Here is a 21194-nt window from a genome sequence, read left to right as displayed (position 1 = left end):
CGCGGGCCGCTGCACGCAAGAATATTTCCTACACGTTGACCCGCCTGCTTCCCGAAATTTTTAGCTGGATGGATACACACTGTCAAAGAGCGGATGCGAGAACGGTGGCAAAGGAAGTCCTACATTTCAAGCGGACGTTTCACCCCACCCGATAATCCGCGATCACCTCACCACAGGCGCGCAATTCCTCCTCATGGCCGACCTCGCGCCATTCTTCCTTGAGCGCGGCGGCTTCCCATTCTTGCATCGCAGGGTGGGCGATTATGTGGTCAACCCAGGCCTGACCTTTGCCGACGTCCAACCCATAGGTCCGCACCCGCCACGCGACAGGAGCAAAGAAGGCATCGACCGCGCTAAACTCCGCACCTGCGAGATAGGGCCCCCCGAAACGCGAGAGCCCCTCTTCGAACAATTCGCGGATACGGGCGACATTGGCTTTCAAGGCGCCGGACATGGGCTTGGGGCTAACCCGCACGCCAACGTTCATCGTGCAATCATTGCGGAGTGCGGAAAAGCCGCTGTGCATTTCGGACGCTGCGCATTGTGCCCATGCCCGCGCGTCGGGATCGTTCGGCCAGACGCCTTTATGGCGGTCGGCCAGATAGAGCGCGATGCCCATCGAATCGTAGATGGTGCGACCTTCATGCAGCAGAACCGGCACCTGCCCCGTCGGTGAAAAGGCCCGGAATTCCTCATAATTGCTCGGCTTGGCGAAGGGTTTCAGCTGGTCCTCAAATGCCAACCCCAGCCCCTTCATCAGCATCCACGGGCGCAAGCTCCAGCTCGAATAGTTCCTGTTGGCGGTGATCAGGGTGTAGGTCATGGCATCTTACCTCTCTGGTTCATCGCCTTTGACGGGCGGAAGTTCGCTCAGATCGAGCCAGAGCGAGTCCTGTTTATTATGATAGCTGTCGATCACCGCAAACGGGATGCGGAAGGGGATGCCCCAATTGCTGTTCCACATCGCGACGACACCGGTACGCGTCGCGGGTTCGAATATCATCGTGGCGCGATAACCCGCAACTGCGCCTGAATGTCCGGCAAGCACATGTCCGTCATAAATCACGCTGCGCCAGCCTAGGCCGTATCCTGCATCCGAAAGCGCTCTGGCTAGATCACCACTGTACAAGCGTGGCGTGGCAATGCGTGGAGCCTGTGCGATCTGGAGCACCGAGAGCGGCAGCACGTCCGGCTTTTCCCCCATCATCGCTTGCATCCATTTGGCGAAATCGACGATATTGCTGTCGATACCGGCCGCAGCGGGGACGCGCCAATAGGCCTCCTTCACCGCGCGGACTTGCTGATTATGATGAGGCCGCGCCCAGTCATTAGAACCAGTCAGTCCTTTCATACCATATCCAGCGCTGCGCATCCCTAGCGGGCGAAAGAAGCGGTCGACAACTGCGTCGGCAAAGGGCCGGTTGGCGGCCTGCCCCAATATCTCGCTGGCGGCGTCGAAGGCAATATTCTGATAAGTGTGACAGGTGCCGGGCTGACATTGCAGAGGCGCCGCGACAAGATCAGCCCGAATCCGGCCGGGATTCTGACCGTCCTCCAGCCGCTCGTCAAAGGCGTTTTTGGTGAGACCGGTACGCTGTGACAAGAGCTGGCCGAAAGTCACATAGGATTCCGCCCCGCCGGGCAAGCGCAGCGACGTGCGCCAGTCGGAAATCGGGCGATCAAGATCGATCTGCCCTTCATTGGCTAGCGACGCTGCCAGCATGCCGGTTGCCGTTTTCGAAACCGAGGCCCAGCGGAACACCGTCTGCGGCGTTACCTGCGCACCGGTTGACCCGTCAGTCACACCATAGGTGCGCACGAAACTGAGCCTGCCATCTTCGACGACAGCAACCGCCAGCCCTGCCATTTCGGGGCGAAGCGATAGCTCGGACAATTGCTGCTCAAGTGCAGGATAGTCGATCCGCCCCTCCCACTCGTCGGGCGTGTCGGGCAGATTCTCCGCAGTCAGGCGGGAAATGATTTGTGCCTCGGCCAAAGGCGTGTTGCCATCAAGGCTTTTGGAACCAAACCATCCAGCCAGCCCAAGTACGGCGAAAACAGCAAATAGGACGACGGCCCGTTTTATCATTCTGCAATCATGCTGCCATTCTGATGAAAGCCGCCACTATGCCGCCTTCACCGATAATGTTGGCCATGCACGCCACGTGCCCAGCGCAAAACAGGCGCCGAGAACGAATACGATCGCCGATGACCAGATACGGAACGCCATCGAATGCTCCGGCGCCCAGAATGAAGGGCTGAATACCGCCAGGCTCCGCAGCAATAACACCGCACTTATCAGCACCAGCGCTGTCCGGATGAGAGGCAGTCGCACTATTTTGCCTGCCGCCGCAAAGGCAAAGGCCGCCCAACCAGCAAGAATGGCGGCGATAATCGATGTGAGAATAGCAGGTATCCAACGACCCTGCTCAGCTGCCCTCGCCATGTCTTCACCAGCACCGAAGAAACGATACCAATCAGGACCGCCCAAGATGCACCCTATATGCAGCAACGAAGCGGCAACCGACATCCAGCCGCTAACAACGAGCCATTGGCTTCCCGGATTCGACGGGAACTTACGCAAGATAATGCGCCGTCGTCTTCTCCGCGACCTCGTCCACCGTCACGCCGGGGGCGAGTTCGATCAGCCGGAAGGGTGAAGCGTGGTCCGGTCGCTGGAACACCGCCAGGTCGGTGATGACCATATCAACGACGTTTCTGCCGGTCAGCGGCAATGTGCAGGCAGGGATGAGCTTCGGACTGCCGTCCTTGGCCACATGTTCCATCACCACGATGATCTTCTTGACGCCCGCGACCAGATCCATCGCACCACCCATGCCCTTGATCATCTTGCCGGGAACCATCCAGTTCGCGATATCGCCATTTTCGGCGACTTCCATCGCGCCGAGTACGGTCAGGTCAATATGTCCGCCGCGGATCATCGCAAAGGACTGGGCGCTGTCAAAATAGGCCGACTGCGGAAGCTCGCTGATCGTCTGCTTGCCTGCATTGATCAGGTCGGCATCTTCTTCGCCCGAATAAGGGAAAGGTCCGATGCCGAGCATGCCGTTTTCGGACTGCAGCGTCACGTCCATCCCGTCGGGGATGTGGTTCGCGACCAGCGTCGGGATGCCGATGCCAAGGTTCACATAATAACCATCCTGCAGTTCCTTCGCCGCACGCGCCGCCATCTGGTCGCGGGTCCATCCTTTGGTGAGGCCATCATGGGTTGTCATTATGCGGCCTCCCTTTCGCGAACTGTGCGGAACTCGATCTTCTTGTCATAGGGGCTGCCGATGATCATCCGCTGCACATAGACGCCGGGCAAATGGATCGCATCGGGATCAAGGCTGCCCACCGGCACCACTTCTTCAACCTCAACGACACAGACCTTGCCGCAGGTGGCGGCGGGTACGTTGAAATTGCGCGCGGTCTTGCGGAACACGACATTGCCGCTTTCGTCCGCTTTCCAAGCCTTGACCAGGCTCAGATCGGCAAAGATGCCGCGTTCAAGGATATATTCCTCGCCGTCAAACACCTTCACTTCCTTGCCTTCGGCCACCTGTGTGCCAACGCCGGTCTTGGTATAGAAACCGGGAATGCCCGCACCGCCTGCGCGCATACGCTCGGCAAGCGTGCCTTGCGGGCTGAATTCAACCTCAAGCTCACCCGACAGGAACTGGCGCTCAAACTCCTTATTCTCGCCAACATAAGAAGCGATCATCTTCTTGACCTGCTTGGTGCGCAGCAGCTTGCCAATGCCTTCATTGTCGATACCGGCATTGTTCGAGGCGAAGGTCAGGCCGGTGACGCCGCTGTCCATGATTGCTTCTAGGAAGCGTTCAGGAATGCCGCACAGGCCGAAACCTCCACTGGCGATAAGCATATCATTGCGCAACAGACCATCGAGTGCGGCCTTTGCATCAGAGTAGAGTTTTTTCATGGGATTACCGACCTTACGGTTGGGGTTGGGAGAGACCCAGCCACCTAACCGTTCGGTCGGCATTGTGCAAGGGACTGGCGCCCCAAAACCCTAGCGTCAGATGCTTGTCTTCAGTTGATGATGTCGCCGATACCGCGACGCACCGCATCTTCGGCGCGGCGGCCGACTTCATCTTCGGCTGCGCCCATTGTGCGCTGGCCCAGACGGCGCAGTTCTTCGGGGGTGCGGACTTTCTTCTGGCTGGCGACCGGTCCGGCGCTGGCCATGCCTTTCACGCCGGTGATGCAGCAATTGTTCGATTGCAGCAGCTCGGCCCGGCCATCCCATTTAAGATAGCACATTTTGCGTTCGGGCACCAAAGTCCAGGCCTGACAGCTGCCATCGGCATCGCAGCCACGCTTGCAGCTTTGCCAGTCATTGGCGTTGGCGACGGCAAATTCGCGGTGGTCATAGCCCATGATGTTGACATTGTGCATCGGCTGCCATTCCTCAACGGGTGCGGCGGCCGCGACCGAAGTCACCGTCTGGCGCGAACACACCAGTTCGGCAAGATTGCCCTTTGCGTCGGCGGCATAAGACAACACCTGCGAATAGCCCCGCCTGCTGCAATAGGCGCGCGCGCCCTGTGATTGGCATGTGGCCAGATCCTTGGGCTTCTTATCGTCGCACGCTTTGACGAGCTTGCCTTTGGCGGACAGCGGCTGACAGAAGAATCCGGTGCTGGCACCTTCGCTGTCGGTGCACGGGGCGGTCGCAAATTCGGGGGCCTCATCCTTACCTGTGGCAGACCAGGCGAAAGCCCCGATTATCAGAAGCAACAGGCTTCCAGCTATTCCCATTCTCGACAACATGACCTGTCTCCTCGTTGCATCAGCACCACTCCCGGCCAAAATCCGGGATTGCCCAAGCGCTATAATTATCGCCGCGCATGGCCGGTCACTATCCCCAGTTCATGGGATGGTCGGCTGCACCCCATGCGGATAGATTGTGAAACCGAAGTTAGACGTGGCGCGCTGTGCAGGAGGCTCCTTTATGACCGTTTACCGGACTATCCTCTATCTGCTGCTGCTTGCGACGGCAGGGGTTGCAGCCGCGCTTTGGGCAGATCCCATCCCTGGCAGGTTCGCGCCCGAGCGTGGCAGCTACGACACCAGCTGGGGGCCCGCCACCTTTTCCTATGAACGGGGCGATCGCAGCCGGTCCGGACTGAACGGCCAATTCACCTTTGGCGACGGACATATCATCTGGGGCTATTTCGAACGGGTTGAAGGATCAACCCCGGCATCTTGGGTATTTGTTGGCCGCTGGGTCGCGGTGCAGGATCGCAACGGAAATGTGCCGCGCACGCTCAACCGCGCGCAAAAATGCAGCACGCGGATGACCCGCGTTCCCCACACGATTACACCACCAGACAGCTATCATTGGGGTAGCATCCGCATCGGTTTTACCAGCGAGGGCAAAACCTTTCGGGGCGACGTTGTCTACTGCCGCGAAGCCGCCTATCCCGATCTGGCCAATGACGGGGCGGCCGAGTTCACGGGCCACTGGGTGCCAACCGAATATAGCGTGGCGCCCGGCAGCCGCACCGTTCCGGTGCCTTCCTTCCCCTATGACGGCCCGTGCAACGCCGTGTCGCGCAATGCGGTCGCTGCGATTGAGCCCTGCACACTGCCCATATTGCGTCCGCTCCGCATGCGGTTACTGAAAGACATGCCCAAAGCAGTCGACCGGGTGATTTTCACACCGCTGTCTGATGACCGCGAAGCCGTGGCGCGCGCGATTTCAAGCAACACGATTTTGCCCCGCCATCCGACTGAAAGAGAAGTGTTCCAGGAAGTCCGCGGACTGAAGTTTTGGCGCAGCGGTGACACAACCGAGGTCATCCCGCCCGGATCAGTCTGCCGCCATGATTTCTGGGCGATCTCTGTCCGCGACGGCACCGGCGCGATCCATGCAGGCAATGGCGTAGTCTATATGGAATGCGGGCCCGGCAGTATCGAGGATTTCCGCAGGGTCGGCGAAATCACGCCGAAGATGTGACATCGATCAGTCAACCAAGCGTCAAGCTTATCGCGGGCCGCCCATCATCCCCAGTTCATGGGATGGTTCGTCACCCTCCTTCCGGGTAGCCATGTAACCTAAGTTAGAAGTGATGCTCAGGAGGATGCGCGATGACGATGTACCGGACGATTCTTTATCTGGTGCTTTTTGCCACCGCAGGTCTCGCAACCGCTCTGTTCCCGCCGTCAGCCGCAAGAGCCCAAGTGGGACGCGATTCAAACTGGGTTACCGACACGGGTGATCTGCGCATTTATGTTCCCGATTCACCGTCCTATCCGCGCGAGAACTGGCGCAACGGCGCAGGCCCACGTGTCGACATAGCGCCACGCGCCGCTGTGGTGATGGAGGGCGAGTTTCGAAATTTGCGCTGGAAAGGCAATTATTGGGTCATGACCAGCCGTGACCACAAGCCGCATGGCAGCATGTGCCTTGGTTCTCGGCCAACACTGTATACCGCTGCTGATGACAGCTATGATTACGGGATTTTCGACGTCACATTCAATGCTGCGGAAAACAGCTTCACCGGAACCCGCCAATGGCAGTGCCGGTATCCCGATGGCCGCACCCGCACAGGACCGATAGAGAGCTTTTCGGGCAGCCGTTCCGGAATCACGGCAGCGATGCAGCCAACCTTGGCCGTACCTACTGCGCCAATCGTCCCCAACCCCGCTTCTGCCGGTTCGCCTGACAGTTGGCTTCCAGACCGCCGTAATTGCAGTGAAACGAGAGGGATGGTGATACGTGCTGATGGACGCGATATTCCAACAACTTCGCGCTACGTCATCCGGCCGTGCACGCTTGACGCGTTGGCGGGCGATAAATTCCAGATCGACATGCCCAATCCTGAAGGCAAACGACCAATGCGTCTCGCGCTACGTGGATTCGATCTGAGCGATATACAGCCCGATCCGGAAAGGCGGACCTTGATATTAACTGGTCGTTTCACCCCCGATACTTATGCGCAAGGCCTGCCTTTTGCCGGAGATCCCCGGCCGGGCAGTTCGATCATGAACCTGACCATGTCGGGAAGGTTTTGCAATTCGGCGTTCTGGATCGCCTATCTCGATTTTTCCGATGGCAGTCAGAGCGAACCTATCGGAGCTCTGCTCAGCAAATGCGGTGCGAGACTGCATCCCGAGCAACTCCCGCCCCTTTTAGGCCCGCGTGCTGGCGAAGGTGATGGTGTCCGGCGAGCCAATCCGAAGCCCCGCTAATAGGCTGGGATTTCGGCTCTCGCTGCGCTTTCAGCGGAGCGCCAAACCTACCGCCGACTCCAGATCGGCGAGCGCCTGTTCGCCACTGGTTACCTTTATGGCATGCATGCCTAAGGTGGCAGCAGGCTTGCAGTTGATGCCCAGATCGTCGAGATAGATGCAGGTACCGGGCGAGACTGACAAAGCCTCGCACATCATCTGGTAAATCCGCTGGTCCGGCTTGCGCACCCCTGCCTTCGAACTTTCGATCACATGGTCGAAGCGCGCCATGATGGCTTCAACCTGCAACGCCTTGTCTTCGCTGCGCGCCATCGCGGCACCGCGACCGGCCTTCACATTGTTGGTAATGCAGCCGATGCCAAAACCTTCCACCTTCAACCGGTCGAGCGCGTTCACCATATAGGGTCGTACATCGCCTGCGAGGCACGCAATTACCGATGCCCCATCGAGCGCATGGCCCATCGCCTCTGCCTCTGCCGCAAACAGCGAATCGAAGCCGTCTGCATTGATTTCCGCCCGTTCGAACTTGGCCCAGGCATTGTCATCCCGGTTGATCGCATTGACGCTGCGGACGAAATCCTGCGGTAGGCCCCGCTGAGCCTCCAGCCGGTTGAATGCTTCAAAAGGAGACGAGGTAATCACCCCACCGAAATCGAAAATCACATGGGAAAATTTCATGGGGTAACGATGATTCCTGTCTTGGGGTCGGCAGCGCCGCTCAATACTTCATAATAGGCATCGAGGGCCCCCTCGCTGCCGCTGCGTTTGTCGATAGTGGCGATGGAGGGGGCGACTTCCATGAACCCCAGCCATGCCGCACCGATCCGTTCGCCAAAGCCGCGCGCACCCCAGTCAGCGATGCGTTTCTGGCTGCGGCCGGGGGCGAAAAAGCCTTCGCGTGCTGGCCCCGGCAATTCCCCCATTTCGGGGGCTGCATCCCAATGCGATTTGCCGACGATCATCGAATATTTGAGGGCATCGGCGAAATGGTTGTGGACAGCACGCGTTACATCGCCGCTGCCTGCCATATCGACCAAAGCCGACGGCACCGATGCATCGAGGGTAGCGATGTCGTCATAGGCGACCACCTGATCGTAGATACCAAGCGCGGCCAGCCCGACTGCGTTGCCCTTGCTGGTTAGGCCGATGGTGCGCGGGCGTTCGCTGCGCTGTTTCATCGCATGGGCCAGACCGATCGCGGTTTTACTCGACGCGCTGGCGATCAGCAACTGCTTGGCCCCATAGTCGCCTTCATCTTCAAACTGGTCGGCAATAAGCCAGCCGGTCAGGAACAACGGGCGGAAGACCGGCCAATAATCATGATGTTCGGGCTTGTAGTCGGGGATCGCTTCGATCCGCTGATACTGGTTATAGATTGGCGGCAGGGTGGAGCGGCGCGGCGTTATATCGACGAAACTACCTGCGCCGATGTGGCCCGGCATCAGCACCGCATGGCTCGCCATCGGATAATAGCCATAATAGCGATCGCCGGGAGCTACGCCTTCAATGTCGCTGACCAGCACTGTCGCAAAGCCCCAGACAGGCAGCCGCCCCGGAACGCCGCGTTCGGCGAAGAAATCCCAATAACCCTGCTCATTGCCAAACAAGCCAGCGGGCTTACCGAACACTGCATAGGTGACGTTATTCGCTGTCATCGCATAGCTATCAACATGCACCAATATCTCGCCGGGGCCGACTGCAGTATCGGCAGTTACGACTTCGGTCTTGCTGACGTCGTCGCGATCGATATCGATCGCCCATGCTGCATTGCTCATAATCTATCCTACCGTTGTGCCGAACAGCGAGCCGATTGCCGCTGTCGCTGCCATCGCTACGGCGCCCCAGAAAGTCACCCGAAGCACGCCCTTGCCAATCGGCGCGCCACCCGCTTTTGCGCCGACTACGCCCAATATGGCAAGGAAGAGCAGCGACGCGCCCGAAACAATCCATGTGAGCGAAGGGCCAGGGAACAGGGGCACCAGTGCCAGTGGCAGTGCGGCCCCGGCTGCAAATGCCGTAGCCGAAGCGAGCGCCGCCTGTATTGGTCGCGCCGACATCTCACTGGTCAACCCCAGTTCGTCGCGCAAATGCGCTTCGAGCGCATTGCCTGCCATCAGCTTGTCGGCAACCTTTTCCGCGAGATCGCGATCTAGACCGCGCTTTTCATAAATGCCGATCAGCTCTTCGCGTTCGAATTCGGGCTGGGTCTCCAGCTCCTTGGTCTCGCGCGCAATATCGGCCTTTTCGGCATCGCCTTGCGAACTGACCGAAACATATTCGCCTGCGGCCATCGACATCGCACCCGCGACCAGCCCCGCGATGCCGGTGACCAATATGCTTGATTGCGCAGCCCCCGCCGCCGCGACCCCGGCAATCAAGCTGGCGGTCGAGACTATCCCGTCATTCGCACCCAATATCGAGGCGCGCAGCCAACCGATCCGGTCGATGACATGGGCTTCAATATGCAGGCGCGACATGGGCTTTCCTTCAATAGTTCAGCTTGAGGCCCGGCCGGTTCCAGCGCGTCTTCACCAGCCGCCCGCTGCCGGACAGCGTAATATAGGCGTCCTTCATATCCTCGCCGCCAAAGGCAATGTTGGTGGTGAAGATATCGTCGGTCGCGACAAATTCGACCAGCTCCCCTTCGGGGGAGATCACGCTGACCCCGCATTCGCCGATGGTCGCGACGCAGATATTGCCATTCGCTTCCATCGCAAGGCTGTCAAAGAATTTATAGCCTGCGGGTCGGTAAATCGGGATGCCGGGGCCTCCCGGGCCGGCATCGGGCGCGACTTTGCCGGGGGCGGTGATGTTGAACTTCATCAAACGGCATGTGTATGTTTCCGCCGCATACAGCGCGCTGCCATCGGGTGCGAGACCGACGCCATTGGGGTTGTTCGACGGGAAGATGACTTCCTCCAGATGGCTGCCATCGGTTTTTGCATAAAAGATGCCGACAATGTCATGGCACCTTTTGGCATAGTCGACTTTGCCGTGGTCGGTGAACCAGAAGCCGCCATGTTCGTCAAAAACGATGTCATTTGGCCCGCGCAGCACACAGCCATGATCGCCCGACTTGTAGAGAATTTCGACTGCGCCAGTGGCGATGTCGATCCGCTCGATCCGCCCGCCTGAGTAGTCATTGGCAATGCCATGCGGGGCCAGATAGCCATTGGCTTCGGCATATTCGAAGCCGCCATTGTTGCAGCAATAGAGCTTGCCATCGGGGCCGAGTGCGAGGCCATTGGGGCCCCCGCCTGTGGTGGCCACGGTTTCCTTGCTTCCATCGGGCTTGACCCGCGTGATTTTACCCTGCTCGATTTCGGTCAGGATGATGCTGCCATCGGGCATCACAACCGGCCCTTCGGGAAAGCGCAGCCCGTCAGTGATGGTTACCATTTCCGCCATAATCGTCTCTCCCATGCTCTCTCGCCACCCAAGCTGGCAGCAGGAAGTGCATTTGGGAAGCCCGATTCTGTGGCTCAGGCGGCGCTTTGTCTGCTTGACGCTACGGTTTGCGTCTGCGCCTTGCTTGCCCGTTTTTCGGCATAGAGTGCGGCATCGGCAACGTGCATGACTTCGCGAACCGTTTGGCCATCCTCCGGATAAAGCGCATATCCGAGACTCGCGGCAACAGGAAGGCGACTGCCGTCAAGATCGATGGGGCGGCACAAAGCCGCCAGCATCGCTGTGGTGCGGGCAGACAATTCGGCTTTGTTCTCCACATTGCGGAAAAGTACGATGAACTCGTCTCCGCCCAGCCTACCCACACTGTCATCTTTTTCGGCTGCATCGGCGAGACGCCCGCCGACACCGAGCAGCATCAGATCACCGGCATGATGGCCGAGGCTGTCATTCACTTGCTTGAAGCCATCAAGATCGAGCAGCGCGATACCGAAACTCGGCTTCTGTTCGCTCTCGCATTCGAGCTCCGCCTCGATTGACGCCATGATGGCACGGCGGTTGGGAAGACTGGTCAGCGGGTCAGTGTCGGCCAGTTCACGGATCTGCTGTTCGAGGAACAACCCTTCGATCAACCGGTCATATTGCGCGGCGACAAAGCGGATCATCAGCGCCTCTACGCTCAGCATCGAAATACCCAGCATTTTGGCGTTGAAGTCACCTGCAAAGATCATCGACAGCGCCACCGGCGTGATGCCAATGACGAGGACGCCGATCGCCGCAGGCCGAAGCGTATAGAGGCAATGGGCAATCGCGGTCGCGCCAAAGGCCAGCGAGACCGGTATTAGCGTGTCGTAGGCGAAAGTTCCGGCGATATAGGTGATCGAGGCTGTGATGCCCAGAAATCCCATCATGCCGACCGACAGCCCGACATTCGCCTTGATAATGATCGGCACCTTTGCCAGCGGGATCGGCTTTTGCAGCAACCGTTTCCACACGGTCATTCGTGCGCAACAATAGAGAATGAGGCCGGACATCCAGGCATAATTGCTAAACGGCAGGCCATTGCTCCAGCATACCGCCATAACGATGCAGGTGTTGAGCGCAGCTACCGCGAGCAGCATTGGCACCTGGGTGCGGACATTATCAAGCTGCGCGGCATGCAGCGGCGCGAGAATTGAGCGCGGAACCGATGGCGCAAACCAACGCCAGAGCCGTGCGGCCTGGAATCGAATCTTGGCTATCAAATATGGTTTGCCCATTAAACCGCAGGATTAACCAGTTGCGGTAAAGCACAGGTTAAAGCGACTGGACTTTCCAAGCGAAATTGAAGCGCCTAGATGGAGGGCAATCGAAAACATTGTCGCAGGAAATCCATGACACGCGAATATCAGGCGAATCTTGCCCTTTACATTGATGGCAGCTGGCGCTCGGGCGAGGGCCGCGATGTGCATCAGGTGCTCAATCCGGCAACCGGCGAAGTCCTCGCCGAGCTGCCACTGGCAACCGCCGCCGATCTGGACGAGGCGCTAGCAGCATCTGCCAAAGGCTTTGCCCTATGGCGCGCAACCGACGTTAACGCCCGCGCGGCGGTGCTGCACAAGGCTGCGGCTCTGATCCGTGAGCGAGCGGAGCATATTGCCACCCTCCTGACGATGGAGCAGGGAAAGCCGCTGGCTGAGGCGCGCACCGAGACGCTCTCTTGCGCCGCGGTCTTCGAATATTGCGCCGAGGAAGCCAAGCGTAGCTATGGCCGCATCGCACTCCGCCCCGCAGGCCAGCGCGCAATGGTGCTCAAACAGCCTATCGGTCCGGTCGCGTCGCTGACACCGTGGAATTTCCCCGTGTCGTTGATGTCGAAAAAGGTTGCGGCGGCACTGGCCACAGGTTGCTCGGTGATCGCCAAGCCAGCCGAAGAGACGCCGGGCTCAACCAGCGAAATCATGCGCTGTATCGCCGATGCGGGTATCCCCGCAGGCGTCGCACAGCTTGTCTTTGGCGTGCCCGATATGGTCAGCCGTCAGCTGCTTGGGTCACCCGTAATCCGCAAATTGAGCTTCACTGGCTCGATTCCCGTGGGCAAGCATCTGATGAAGCTCGCCGCCGACGGCGTCAAACGCGTGACTATGGAGTTAGGCGGGCACGCGCCGGTGCTGGTGTTCGACGATTGCAACCTTGAAAAGACATTAGACATCGTCGTCACGCAGAAATTCCGCAATGCGGGGCAGGTCTGCATCTCGCCGACGCGCTTTTATGTGCAGGAGGGGATTTACGATCGCTTCGTCGCCGGGTTCAACGAACGCACGGCCAGGGTGAAGGTTGGCAATGGCCTTGATGCTGACACGATCATGGGCCCGCTCGCCAATGCGCGCCGTCCGCCGGCGATTGGTGCCTTGGTGCAGGATGCTATCGCCAAGGGCGCGCGCGTCGGCACCGGGGGCAACGCCGACAATGGCGACGGCTATTTCTTCCGCCCGACGGTGCTGTCCGATGTTCCGCTCGAAGCCGACATCATGACCAACGAGCCCTTTGGCCCGGTCGCGCTGATCCGGCCATTCGCAAAGTTCGACGATGCCATCGAACAGGCCAACCGCCTGCCCTTTGGCCTTGCCTCGTTCGTCCACACCGAAAATGGTCGTCAGGCGAATATGGCGGGCGACCTGATCGAAGCAGGCATGGTCGGCATCAATACCGCCGCGATTTCAATGCCCGATATGCCATTCGGCGGCGTCAAGGAATCCGGCTTTGGCAGCGAAGGCGGGCCCGAGGGTATGGAAAGCTATTATGTGACCAAGGCAATCCATCAGGCGTGATTGCCCGGCGGCTCTATCTTGCAGCCGGATGGGCTTCGGTTGGCCTCGGAACGGTAGGGATTTTCCTGCCAATCCTGCCCACCGTGCCCTTCATGATTCTCGCCGCTTTCTGCTTCGCCCGCAGCAGCCCGGCGCTTGAAGCGAAACTTATGAACCACCCCCGCTACGGCCACCATCTGGTGGCATGGCGCGAAAAGGGTGTGGTCAGTAGGCGGGCCAAATGGTCGGCCACGAGCGCATTTCTGGCCAGTGCTTTGATTGGCGGATTGACGCTGACCCCGCCCTGGTCGCTACTCCCAGCAGCAGTCGGGCTGGTCTGCGGCACATGGCTCTGGCGGCGGCCGGAGGCCTAGCCCAAAGCCTCGCGTACCACGGCGATCCCTGCCTCGCGCTGGACCTTGAGTTCCTGCTTGAGCACCACCGGATCGCGGGCAACGACAAAGCCAAAACTGACCCCACCTTCCTTGCCGACCGTCGCATGGTGCAACTTGTGCGCCTGCACCAACCGCTTGGCATAGCCGCGCTTGGGCACCCAGCGGAAATAGCGTTGGTGGATCAGCCCGTCATGGATCAACGTATAGACGATGCCGTAGAAGAGGATGCCAAGCCCGATCCATGTGCCCGGCTCCCAGGCCGCCGCGCCCATGACCATCGGACTGCCGATAGCGAACATCGAAATGCTCATCGCTGCACCAACCAAACCGTAAAGATCGTTCTTTTCAAGGGCATTGTCATGCGGCTCATGATGGTCACGGTGCCATCCCCAGCCCCAACCATGCATGATATATTTGTGGCTGCTCCACGCGACAAACTCCATCGCGAAGAAGGTAGCGAAGACAATTAGAATGATGGCAATCAGCGACATGGTGTCACTATAGCGGCTTAATCCGCCTTCGGAAAGAAATAGGCGGCAACATCCGCACCAATCCGCGCAGGACGCAGCGTTTCGGCGTCGATGCAGCACCAGCTCGATTTCACTTCGGCGAGCACTTCTTCGCCGCGCTTAATCACCGTTTCGTAAAAGGCGCGAGCGCCTTGGACGCTTTCGAGCACCACATTGGCAACCACGACATCCTCAAGGAAAGCGGGCTTGCGATAGGTAATCTCATGCTTGAGCGCGACCCATGCGCGCTGTGCGACTGCCTCGGGCGGGGCGAGGTTGCGCCAATGTTCGAGCACCGCCTCCTGCACCCAGTTGAGATAACGGCTGTTGTTCACATGCCCCATGAAATCGATGTCTTCGGGCAGGATCTTTATGGGGAAGAGGTGCGAAAGTGTGTTCATATTGAATCGCAATATAGCGACCGATGATTACATTTTCCACAACGCCGATAAAATATCCTTGCTTGCCAAGCGCGGTGTGCTGTGCCTTTAGCCCAAGCATATGAATCAGCCCCGCACGCTCTACCAAAAGATCTGGGACGCGCATGTCGTGTCTGCCCGCGACGATGCCACTTGCCTGATCTTCATCGACCGCCATCTGGTGCATGAAGTGACCAGCCCGCAAGCCTTTGAAGGGCTGCGCACCGCCGGTCGCAGCGTGCGTCGGCCCGACCTGACGCTCGCGGTGCCCGACCATAATTTGCCGACCACAGCGCGCCGCGACGCAAGCGGGCATCGCATCCCCATATCCGACCCCGAAAGCGCGCAGCAGCTGGCAGCGCTCGAGGCCAACGCCCCTGCCTTTGGCATTCGCTATATCGGCGATGCCGATGTGGAACAGGGCATTGTCCATGTCGTTGGCCCCGAACAGGGCTTTTCGCTGCCCGGCACAACCATCGTCTGCGGCGACAGCCACACCGCCTGCCACGGCGGACTCGGCGCGCTTGCCTTTGGCATCGGCACCAGCGAGGTCGAGCATGTGTTGGCAACGCAGACGCTGCAGCTCAAGCAATCCAAATCGATGGAAGTCCGCGTCGAGGGCGAGGTGGGTCCGGGCGTTACTGCCAAGGATATCGTACTCCACATCACCGGTGTGCTGGGTGCAGCAGGCGGGACCGGCTATGTCATCGAATATACCGGAAGTGCTATCCGCAATCTCAGCATCGAAGGCCGCCTGACGGTCAGCAACATGGCAATCGAACATGGCGCGCGCGCCGGACTGTGTGCGCCCGATGAAAAGACCTTCGCTTATCTAAAGGATCGTCCGATGGCCCCCAAGGGTGCCGACTGGGACGCAGCCGTCGCCTATTGGCGCACCCTCACGACCGATCCGGGCGCGGCATACGACAAGGTCGTCGTCTTAGACGCCGCCGGCATTGCGCCGAGCGTCACCTGGGGCACCAGTCCCGAAGATGTTGTTCCCATCACCGGCAGCGTTCCTGATCCGATGAGCTTTGCCGATCCGTCGAAGCAGGAAGCAGCCGCCAAGAGCCTTGCCTATATGGGATTGGAGCCCGGCACCCCGCTCGCCCAAGTCGAGGTGCAGAATATCTTCATCGGCAGCTGTACCAACAGCCGCATCGAAGACCTGCGCGCTGCAGCCGCCGTGCTCAAGGGCCGCAAGAAAGCCGCCAACATTAAATGGGCCATCGTCGTCCCCGGCTCTGGCCTAGTAAAGCGCCAGGCCGAGGCCGAGGGTCTCGACCGTATCTTCATCGAAGCAGGGTTGGAATGGCGCGAACCGGGCTGCTCGGCCTGCCTCGGCATGAACCCCGACAAGGTGCCTGCGGGGGAACGCTGTGCCTCCACCAGCAACCGCAATTTTGTCGGACGCCAAGGCCCAGGTGCCCGGACGCATCTCGTTTCGCCAGCGATGGCGGCGGCGGCGGCGGTGACGGGCAGGCTCACCGATGTGCGGGAGTTGATAGGCTAAGTCCCGCTGCGGCACATCTTCCTTTGGGCATATTGACTCGCATAGCTTGCTGCGGAATGTAAAATGGCTTCAGGAGGCGATTGATGGCAAGACGTCCGGCCAAGAAAAAGGTGGAGCCAACCGACCCCGCAGAACATCGCGCTGTAGTGGTGGGCTGGACGCACAATGGTCTCGGCTCGTCAATCGACCTGCGCATTCAAAGCACGGTCTCAAAACAGGCGCTCGACGATCACCAGATCGACAGCCATCACTTCCTGATGACGCACAATCAGGCCTTGCTGCTCGCCAAATATCTGCTGGATGCCACCGGCCAGGCCTTGCCGCAGCGCGTGAAGCCATCATTATGGCAGCGCTTCTTGCCAAAGCGCAAAAAATAGACTTGAGGTCAGAACCGAACGTCGATCTGAATATAACCTCAAGACTGAAACGGACTGATTCCGAATGAACCCCGTCTCCACTATCTCCGGAAAGGCCTATCCTTTCGGCCTCAAAAATGTTGACACTGACGTCATCATCCCCGCTGCATGGCTGAAGACGATCAGCCGTTCGGGGCTGGGAAAGGGCGCGTTTGAGGCGTTGCGCAAGGAGCCGGGCAATCTCTTCGACAGTGCCGAATATGAAGGTTCCCCCATATTGATCGCTGGCGACAATTTTGGTTGCGGATCGAGCCGCGAACATGCCGCATGGGCACTCGCCGACATGGGCATCCAGGCGGTGATTGCGCCGAGCTTCTCGGACATATTCTCAGGCAACGCCTTCAAGAACGGCTTGCTGACGGTTGTCCTGCCGCAGGAAGCGGTCGACCGGTTGATGGAAGTTGCCCGAACCGATCCGATCCATATCGATCTGGAAAACCAGGTCGTGACCACACCCTTTCAGGACCGCTTCACCTTTGAAATCGATGCGTTCCGCAAGCATTGCCTGATGGGCGGCCTCGACGAAATCGGCCTGACACTCGCCAACAGCGACGCGATTTCGGCATATGAATCCAGATTGAACACCGAAAAACCGTGGCTCACGCCCCAGATGATTTGAGGAGAGAGAAATGAAAGCGCTGTTATCGACCGCCACCGGCGGCCCTGAAACCCTTGTGCTGGGTGATTTGCCCGATCCGGTCGCTGGCAAGGGGCAGGTTGTGGTTGCCGTGAAGGCATGCTCGATCAACTTCCCTGACACGCTGATTATTGAAGACCGCTACCAGTTCAAACCACCCCGGCCTTTCGCCCCCGGTGGCGAGATTGCGGGTCTGGTCGATTCGATCGGCGAAGGCGTGACCGGCTTTGCAGTTGGCGACCGCGTGCTCGCAGGTTGCGGCAATGGCGGACTTTCGGAAAAAATCGTGCTGGGCACACACAATCTCTACAAGATGCCCGACGAAATGTCGTTCGAAGAAGGGGCCTCGTTGCTGATGACTTATGGCACCAGCGCGCACGCGCTGAAGGACCGAGGCCGAATGAAGTTGGGCGAAAGCGTCCTCGTGCTCGGTGGTGCAGGCGGCATTGGCATTTCAGCCATCGAGCTGGCCAAAGCCTATGGCGGGCGCGTGGTCGCAGGCGTGTCGAGCGAAGCCAAGGCGCAGGTTGCGCGCGAGGCTGGGGCCGATGATGTCGTCGTCTATCCATATCAGCCGTTCGACAAGGATCAGTCGAAGGCTGTGGCCGAAATGTTCAAGGCAGCGGCTGGCCCCAATGGCTTTGACATCGTCTATGACACCGTTGGCGGCGATTATTCCGAACCCGCAGTGCGCTCAATCGCCTGGGAAGGCCGCTTCCTAGTCGTCGGCTTCCCGGCCGGTATCGCCAAGCTGCCGCTCAACCTGACGCTGCTCAAAAGCTGTGACGTTTGCGGCGTGTTCTGGGGCGCCTATACCGCGCGCGAACCCGAGAAGAACCGCGCCAACATCATGGAGCTGTTTGATCTCTATAAGGCAGGCAAGATCAAGCCGCGCGTGTCGGAAACCTTCCCGCTCGAACGCGGTGGCGAGGCCATCGCCAAGCTCGGCAACCGCGAGGCGGTCGGCAAGCTGGTCGTCACCATCTAATCCTTGCAGCCGCGGCCCTTGTTTGGCAGGGGCCGCGTGACTATTTTAAGTCTGTAGCGCCGAAGGATTCGAGCATGACCACTTTTGATGATCGCGAACACGCCTTTGAAAATAAATTCGCCCGCGACGAGGAATTCCAGTTCAAGGTAACAGCGCGGCGCAACAAGCTTGTTGGCCTGTGGGCTGCCGAGAAAATGGGGCTGACCCCTGAAGAGTCAGGGGCCTATGCAACCTCGGTGGTGCAGGCTGATTTTGAAGAAGCCGGTGACGAAGATGTCATCCGCAAGCTTCTCGGCGACCTGACCTCGGCCGGCGTCGAAACCAGCGATACCGAAATACGCGCCGCACTCGACACCAAGCTGGTCGAGGCCCGCCGCCAGTTCATCGAAGAGGCATAAAGGGCTATCCCATGCCAATGGCGGCTGACGACATACAAGACATGATCAAGGCTGCGCTTCCCGATGCGACGGTTGAAATCACCGACCTGCGCGGCGACGGGGACCATTATGCCGCACGCGTCGTCAGCGAAACTTTCCGCGGGATGCCGCGCGTGAAGCAGCATCAGGCGGTTTATAATGCTTTGGGTGGCCGGATGGGCGGGGTGCTGCACGCACTGCAGCTGACCACGGCTGTGCCGGAGTAATTTGAGTTTAACCGTAGTGCTGAGCCTGTCGAAGCACGCCTCACCGAGAAGCGCCCTTCGACAGGCTCAGGGCTTCGGTGAAAGTTGGAGTGAAGTTTATGTCAGCGCACGAACGTATCGATGAACTGGTCAAGAACAACGACGTCGTCCTGTTCATGAAGGGTTCGCCCTTGTTTCCGCAATGTGGCTTTTCGAGCCGGGCGATTGCGGTCCTCGATCACCTCAATGTCGAATTTGCCAGCGTCGACGTGCTGCAGGATCAGGAAATCCGTCAGGGCATCAAGGAATATTCCGACTGGCCGACCATCCCGCAGCTTTACGTAAAGGGCGAATTCCTTGGCGGCAGCGACATCATGATGGAAATGTATGAAGCTGGCGAACTGCAGGAACTGGTTGAGAGCCAGGGTCTGGCCAAAGCAGGCTGAGCGGCCTGCAATTCGCTCCAAACAAGGCCGCAACTTTGGCCCTCTGCGCGGTGAATCGAAAAGCGATTTAACTTGCTCTAATATCGTGTAACTTTGCTACGAGATTCGCAGGGGGTCGATGCGATGACTAGGGGCGGGATACAGTCGGGAAACGGCGCAGCACAGCGCTTTGCTGCCTTTATCAGCTACAGCCATGCCGATGCAGCAATCGCCGCGAAACTACAGCGCAAGCTAGAACAATATCGCCTTCCCCGGCATGTCGCCGCTTTGCATCCAGAGCAGTCAGCCGACATTGGCCGTATCTTTCGTGATCGCGAGGATCTGGCCGCTGCCCCCAGCCTTACTGATGCCATTCGCGATGCCCTTGCCGCCGCAGAGGCCCTGATCGTTATCTGCTCCCCCGATGCGCGGTCGTCGCACTGGGTGTCACAGGAAATCGAACTGTTTCGGAAATTGCACCCGGACAGGCCAGTTCTTGCAGCATTGGTGCGGGGCGAACCCGGCGAAGCTTTTCCTCCGGTATTAACCGAGGGCGGTCTGGAACCCCTCGCCGCCGACCTGCGGCCGGAAGCCGACGGATGGTCACTCGGTTTCCTCAAGATTGTCGCCGGGATAGCCGCAGTTCCATTGGACACATTAGTCCAACGCGACGCCCAACGCAAAATGCGCCGCGTGATGTGGATCACGGCAGGCGCACTTGCTGCGATGCTAGCCATGGGTGTAATGACGACGCTTGCCATCTCTGCGCGAAACGAAGCGGCGCGCCAGCGGGCCGAGGCCGAAGGGCTGGTCGAATATCTGATTACCGATCTCGGCAGCAAGCTTGATGGCGTCGGCCGATTGGACGTGATGGACGACGTCAATGCCCGCGCGTTGCGATATTATGACGATCAGACCAGCGGCTCTCTGACGGCAGACAGCCTGAACCGCCGGGCCCGCATCCTGCATGCAGTAGGCGAAATCGACATCAAGCGCGGCGATTTTGCCGCCGCTTCGCGTCGACTGAATATGGCAAATGCGATCACCTCTGACCTCGTCAAAGCCGATCCGGACAACGCGGAGCATCGCTTCGCCAACGCCCAAAGCGTCTATTGGTTAGGCCGGATCGCCGTCCATCAAGACAGCTTTGATGCCGCACGAAAATATTGGAACAACTATTTGAACGAAGCGCGTGCACTGGCCAGACTTCAGCCAAACACGGCACGCAGTTTCGAGGAAATGGGATATGCCCATGGGAATCTGTGCGAACTGGAGTTCGACCAGAGCAGCGACGCTGCAAAGGCGGAACCCGACTGCGTAAAATCGCTCGCGCTTATGGAAAAAGCTGCACGAAGCGACCCCAGAAATCCAAAAACCATCCTGGCATTGGCCAACCGGCAGGGCTGGATGGCGGACATATTCGAAGTGCAGGGCAAGCTGCCCAAAGCCGTTGCACAACGCCATGCCGAGGCGGCTACCGTTGAGCAATTGATCGCGCGCGATCCGCTCAACATCGAGTATATCGAACGTGCCAATTTGCCAGCTATCGGCTTGATCAGCTTGTATCTGGAGCAAGGCGATATTCGCGCTGCAGAAGCAGTGCTGACACCTGCAATCACGCGGATCGACGCAGCCATCAAGCGGGCGGATGACAATCCAGGACTACGGATCGAACGGCTCCGGCTGGCCTATTACCACGGTGAAATCGATCGCAAGCAAGGCCGCAATTGGCGCCGCCGGGCTGCACAGTCAGCCGAACTGGCACGACAGGTCGAGGCGCAGTTTGGTTCGGGACTCCGCCAGCGCACTACAGCTTTCGACGCAATCAAAAGGCAGGATGGCAATTGAAGGGGGAATA

25 protein-coding genes are annotated in these 21194 nt (G+C 59.2%); 12 read left to right on the top strand and 13 right to left on the bottom strand.

The features are described 5' to 3' along the window. Positions 1-139: 139 nt before the first annotated feature. The 6 genes from ABL922_RS07735 to ABL922_RS07710 all read right to left on the bottom strand — a co-directional run bounded on the left by ABL922_RS07735 (position 140) and on the right by ABL922_RS07710 (position 4794). A complete protein-coding gene (locus ABL922_RS07735; protein WP_349023634.1) occupies positions 140-823 on the bottom strand; it encodes a glutathione S-transferase family protein in 684 nt (227 codons plus the stop codon). 6 nt (positions 824-829) lie between these two features. Next, complete coding sequence (locus ABL922_RS07730) at positions 830-2089, bottom strand: serine hydrolase domain-containing protein (RefSeq protein ID WP_349023633.1); 1260 nt, start codon at positions 2087-2089, stop codon at positions 830-832. A 36-nt stretch (positions 2090-2125) separates the two neighbouring features. Beyond that, complete coding sequence (locus tag ABL922_RS07725) at positions 2126-2491, bottom strand: hypothetical protein (protein WP_349023632.1); 366 nt, start codon at positions 2489-2491, stop codon at positions 2126-2128. 85 nt (positions 2492-2576) lie between these two features. Next, on the bottom strand, positions 2577-3236 hold the full coding sequence (locus ABL922_RS07720) for a CoA transferase subunit B (protein ID WP_349023631.1): 660 nt from the start codon (positions 3234-3236) through the stop codon (positions 2577-2579). Further along, positions 3236-3943, bottom strand: a complete 708-nt coding sequence (locus ABL922_RS07715; RefSeq protein ID WP_349023630.1) for a CoA transferase subunit A — start codon at positions 3941-3943, stop codon at positions 3236-3238. The genes ABL922_RS07720 and ABL922_RS07715 overlap by 1 nt, the downstream gene beginning before the upstream one ends. Before the next feature lie 110 nt (positions 3944-4053). Then, positions 4054-4794, bottom strand: coding sequence for a PAN domain-containing protein (locus ABL922_RS07710; protein ID WP_349023629.1), 741 nt, complete (start codon positions 4792-4794; stop codon positions 4054-4056). Positions 4795-4975: 181 nt separating this feature from the next. On the opposite strand from ABL922_RS07710, the gene ABL922_RS07705 reads away from it, so the two are divergent. Together ABL922_RS07705 and ABL922_RS07700 are read left to right on the top strand one after the other, a co-directional pair. Next, a complete protein-coding gene (locus ABL922_RS07705; protein ID WP_349023628.1) occupies positions 4976-5983 on the top strand; it encodes a hypothetical protein in 1008 nt (335 codons plus the stop codon). Positions 5984-6114: 131 nt separating this feature from the next. Further along, complete coding sequence (locus ABL922_RS07700) at positions 6115-7218, top strand: hypothetical protein (RefSeq protein ID WP_349023627.1); 1104 nt, start codon at positions 6115-6117, stop codon at positions 7216-7218. Between the two features lie 30 nt (positions 7219-7248). On the opposite strand, the gene ABL922_RS07695 is transcribed toward ABL922_RS07700, so the two are convergent. The 5 genes from ABL922_RS07695 to ABL922_RS07675 form a co-directional block, all read right to left on the bottom strand. Continuing rightward, positions 7249-7896, bottom strand: coding sequence for an HAD-IA family hydrolase (locus ABL922_RS07695; RefSeq protein ID WP_349023626.1), 648 nt, complete (start codon positions 7894-7896; stop codon positions 7249-7251). Then, on the bottom strand, positions 7893-8993 hold the full coding sequence (locus ABL922_RS07690) for a DUF2855 family protein (RefSeq protein ID WP_349023625.1): 1101 nt from the start codon (positions 8991-8993) through the stop codon (positions 7893-7895). Before ABL922_RS07690 ends, ABL922_RS07695 begins: the two co-directional genes overlap by 4 nt. A gap of 3 nt (positions 8994-8996) precedes the next feature. Continuing rightward, complete coding sequence (locus ABL922_RS07685) at positions 8997-9695, bottom strand: VIT family protein (RefSeq protein WP_349023624.1); 699 nt, start codon at positions 9693-9695, stop codon at positions 8997-8999. A 10-nt stretch (positions 9696-9705) separates the two neighbouring features. Beyond that, a complete protein-coding gene (locus tag ABL922_RS07680) occupies positions 9706-10617 on the bottom strand; it encodes an SMP-30/gluconolactonase/LRE family protein (RefSeq protein ID WP_349023642.1) in 912 nt (303 codons plus the stop codon). Between the two features lie 83 nt (positions 10618-10700). After that, entirely contained in the window at positions 10701-11882 is a 1182-nt protein-coding gene (locus ABL922_RS07675) for a GGDEF domain-containing protein (RefSeq protein ID WP_349023623.1), read from the bottom strand. A gap of 114 nt (positions 11883-11996) precedes the next feature. Between ABL922_RS07675 and ABL922_RS07670 the strand changes: the two genes are divergently transcribed. Continuing rightward, on the top strand, positions 11997-13433 hold the full coding sequence (locus ABL922_RS07670) for an NAD-dependent succinate-semialdehyde dehydrogenase (RefSeq protein WP_349023622.1): 1437 nt from the start codon (positions 11997-11999) through the stop codon (positions 13431-13433). Then, positions 13433-13786 carry a YbaN family protein gene (locus tag ABL922_RS07665; RefSeq protein WP_349023641.1) on the top strand — a complete coding sequence of 118 codons (354 nt, stop codon included), beginning with the start codon at positions 13433-13435 and terminating at the stop codon, positions 13784-13786. The genes ABL922_RS07670 and ABL922_RS07665 overlap by 1 nt, the downstream gene beginning before the upstream one ends. Here the strand turns inward: ABL922_RS07665 and ABL922_RS07660 are convergent. Beyond that, positions 13783-14298, bottom strand: a complete 516-nt coding sequence (locus ABL922_RS07660) for a sterol desaturase family protein (protein ID WP_349023621.1) — start codon at positions 14296-14298, stop codon at positions 13783-13785. The genes ABL922_RS07665 and ABL922_RS07660 overlap by 4 nt on opposite strands. A gap of 17 nt (positions 14299-14315) precedes the next feature. Continuing rightward, positions 14316-14717 (bottom strand): thioesterase family protein, encoded by a 402-nt coding sequence (locus tag ABL922_RS07655; protein WP_349023620.1) that lies wholly within the window; start codon positions 14715-14717, stop codon positions 14316-14318. Positions 14718-14817: 100 nt separating this feature from the next. On the opposite strand from ABL922_RS07655, the gene leuC reads away from it, so the two are divergent. From leuC to ABL922_RS07615, 8 genes are all read left to right on the top strand, one after another. Then, a complete protein-coding gene (leuC, locus tag ABL922_RS07650) occupies positions 14818-16248 on the top strand; it encodes a 3-isopropylmalate dehydratase large subunit (RefSeq protein WP_349023619.1) in 1431 nt (476 codons plus the stop codon). Between the two features lie 83 nt (positions 16249-16331). Then, positions 16332-16625, top strand: coding sequence for a hypothetical protein (locus ABL922_RS07645; RefSeq protein ID WP_349023618.1), 294 nt, complete (start codon positions 16332-16334; stop codon positions 16623-16625). Between the two features lie 64 nt (positions 16626-16689). After that, positions 16690-17283, top strand: coding sequence for a 3-isopropylmalate dehydratase small subunit (gene leuD, locus ABL922_RS07640; RefSeq protein ID WP_349023617.1), 594 nt, complete (start codon positions 16690-16692; stop codon positions 17281-17283). A 10-nt stretch (positions 17284-17293) separates the two neighbouring features. Beyond that, on the top strand, positions 17294-18289 hold the full coding sequence (locus ABL922_RS07635; RefSeq protein WP_349023616.1) for an NADPH:quinone oxidoreductase family protein: 996 nt from the start codon (positions 17294-17296) through the stop codon (positions 18287-18289). A 74-nt stretch (positions 18290-18363) separates the two neighbouring features. Then, positions 18364-18687, top strand: coding sequence for a DUF1476 domain-containing protein (locus tag ABL922_RS07630; protein ID WP_349023615.1), 324 nt, complete (start codon positions 18364-18366; stop codon positions 18685-18687). 11 nt (positions 18688-18698) lie between these two features. After that, a complete protein-coding gene (locus tag ABL922_RS07625) occupies positions 18699-18932 on the top strand; it encodes a BolA family transcriptional regulator (protein ID WP_349023614.1) in 234 nt (77 codons plus the stop codon). 98 nt (positions 18933-19030) lie between these two features. Next, complete coding sequence (grxD, locus tag ABL922_RS07620) at positions 19031-19357, top strand: Grx4 family monothiol glutaredoxin (protein WP_349023613.1); 327 nt, start codon at positions 19031-19033, stop codon at positions 19355-19357. A 123-nt stretch (positions 19358-19480) separates the two neighbouring features. Beyond that, complete coding sequence (locus ABL922_RS07615; protein ID WP_349023612.1) at positions 19481-21184, top strand: TIR domain-containing protein; 1704 nt, start codon at positions 19481-19483, stop codon at positions 21182-21184. The last annotated feature ends 10 nt before the right edge of the window (positions 21185-21194 follow it).

Source organism: Sphingorhabdus sp. (genome assembly GCF_040079335.1).
In the GTDB taxonomy this organism is placed as follows: domain Bacteria; phylum Pseudomonadota; class Alphaproteobacteria; order Sphingomonadales; family Sphingomonadaceae; genus Sphingorhabdus_B.
Note: the sequence above shows the minus strand (reverse complement) of the source record. Positions and strands in the feature narration are given on the sequence as shown.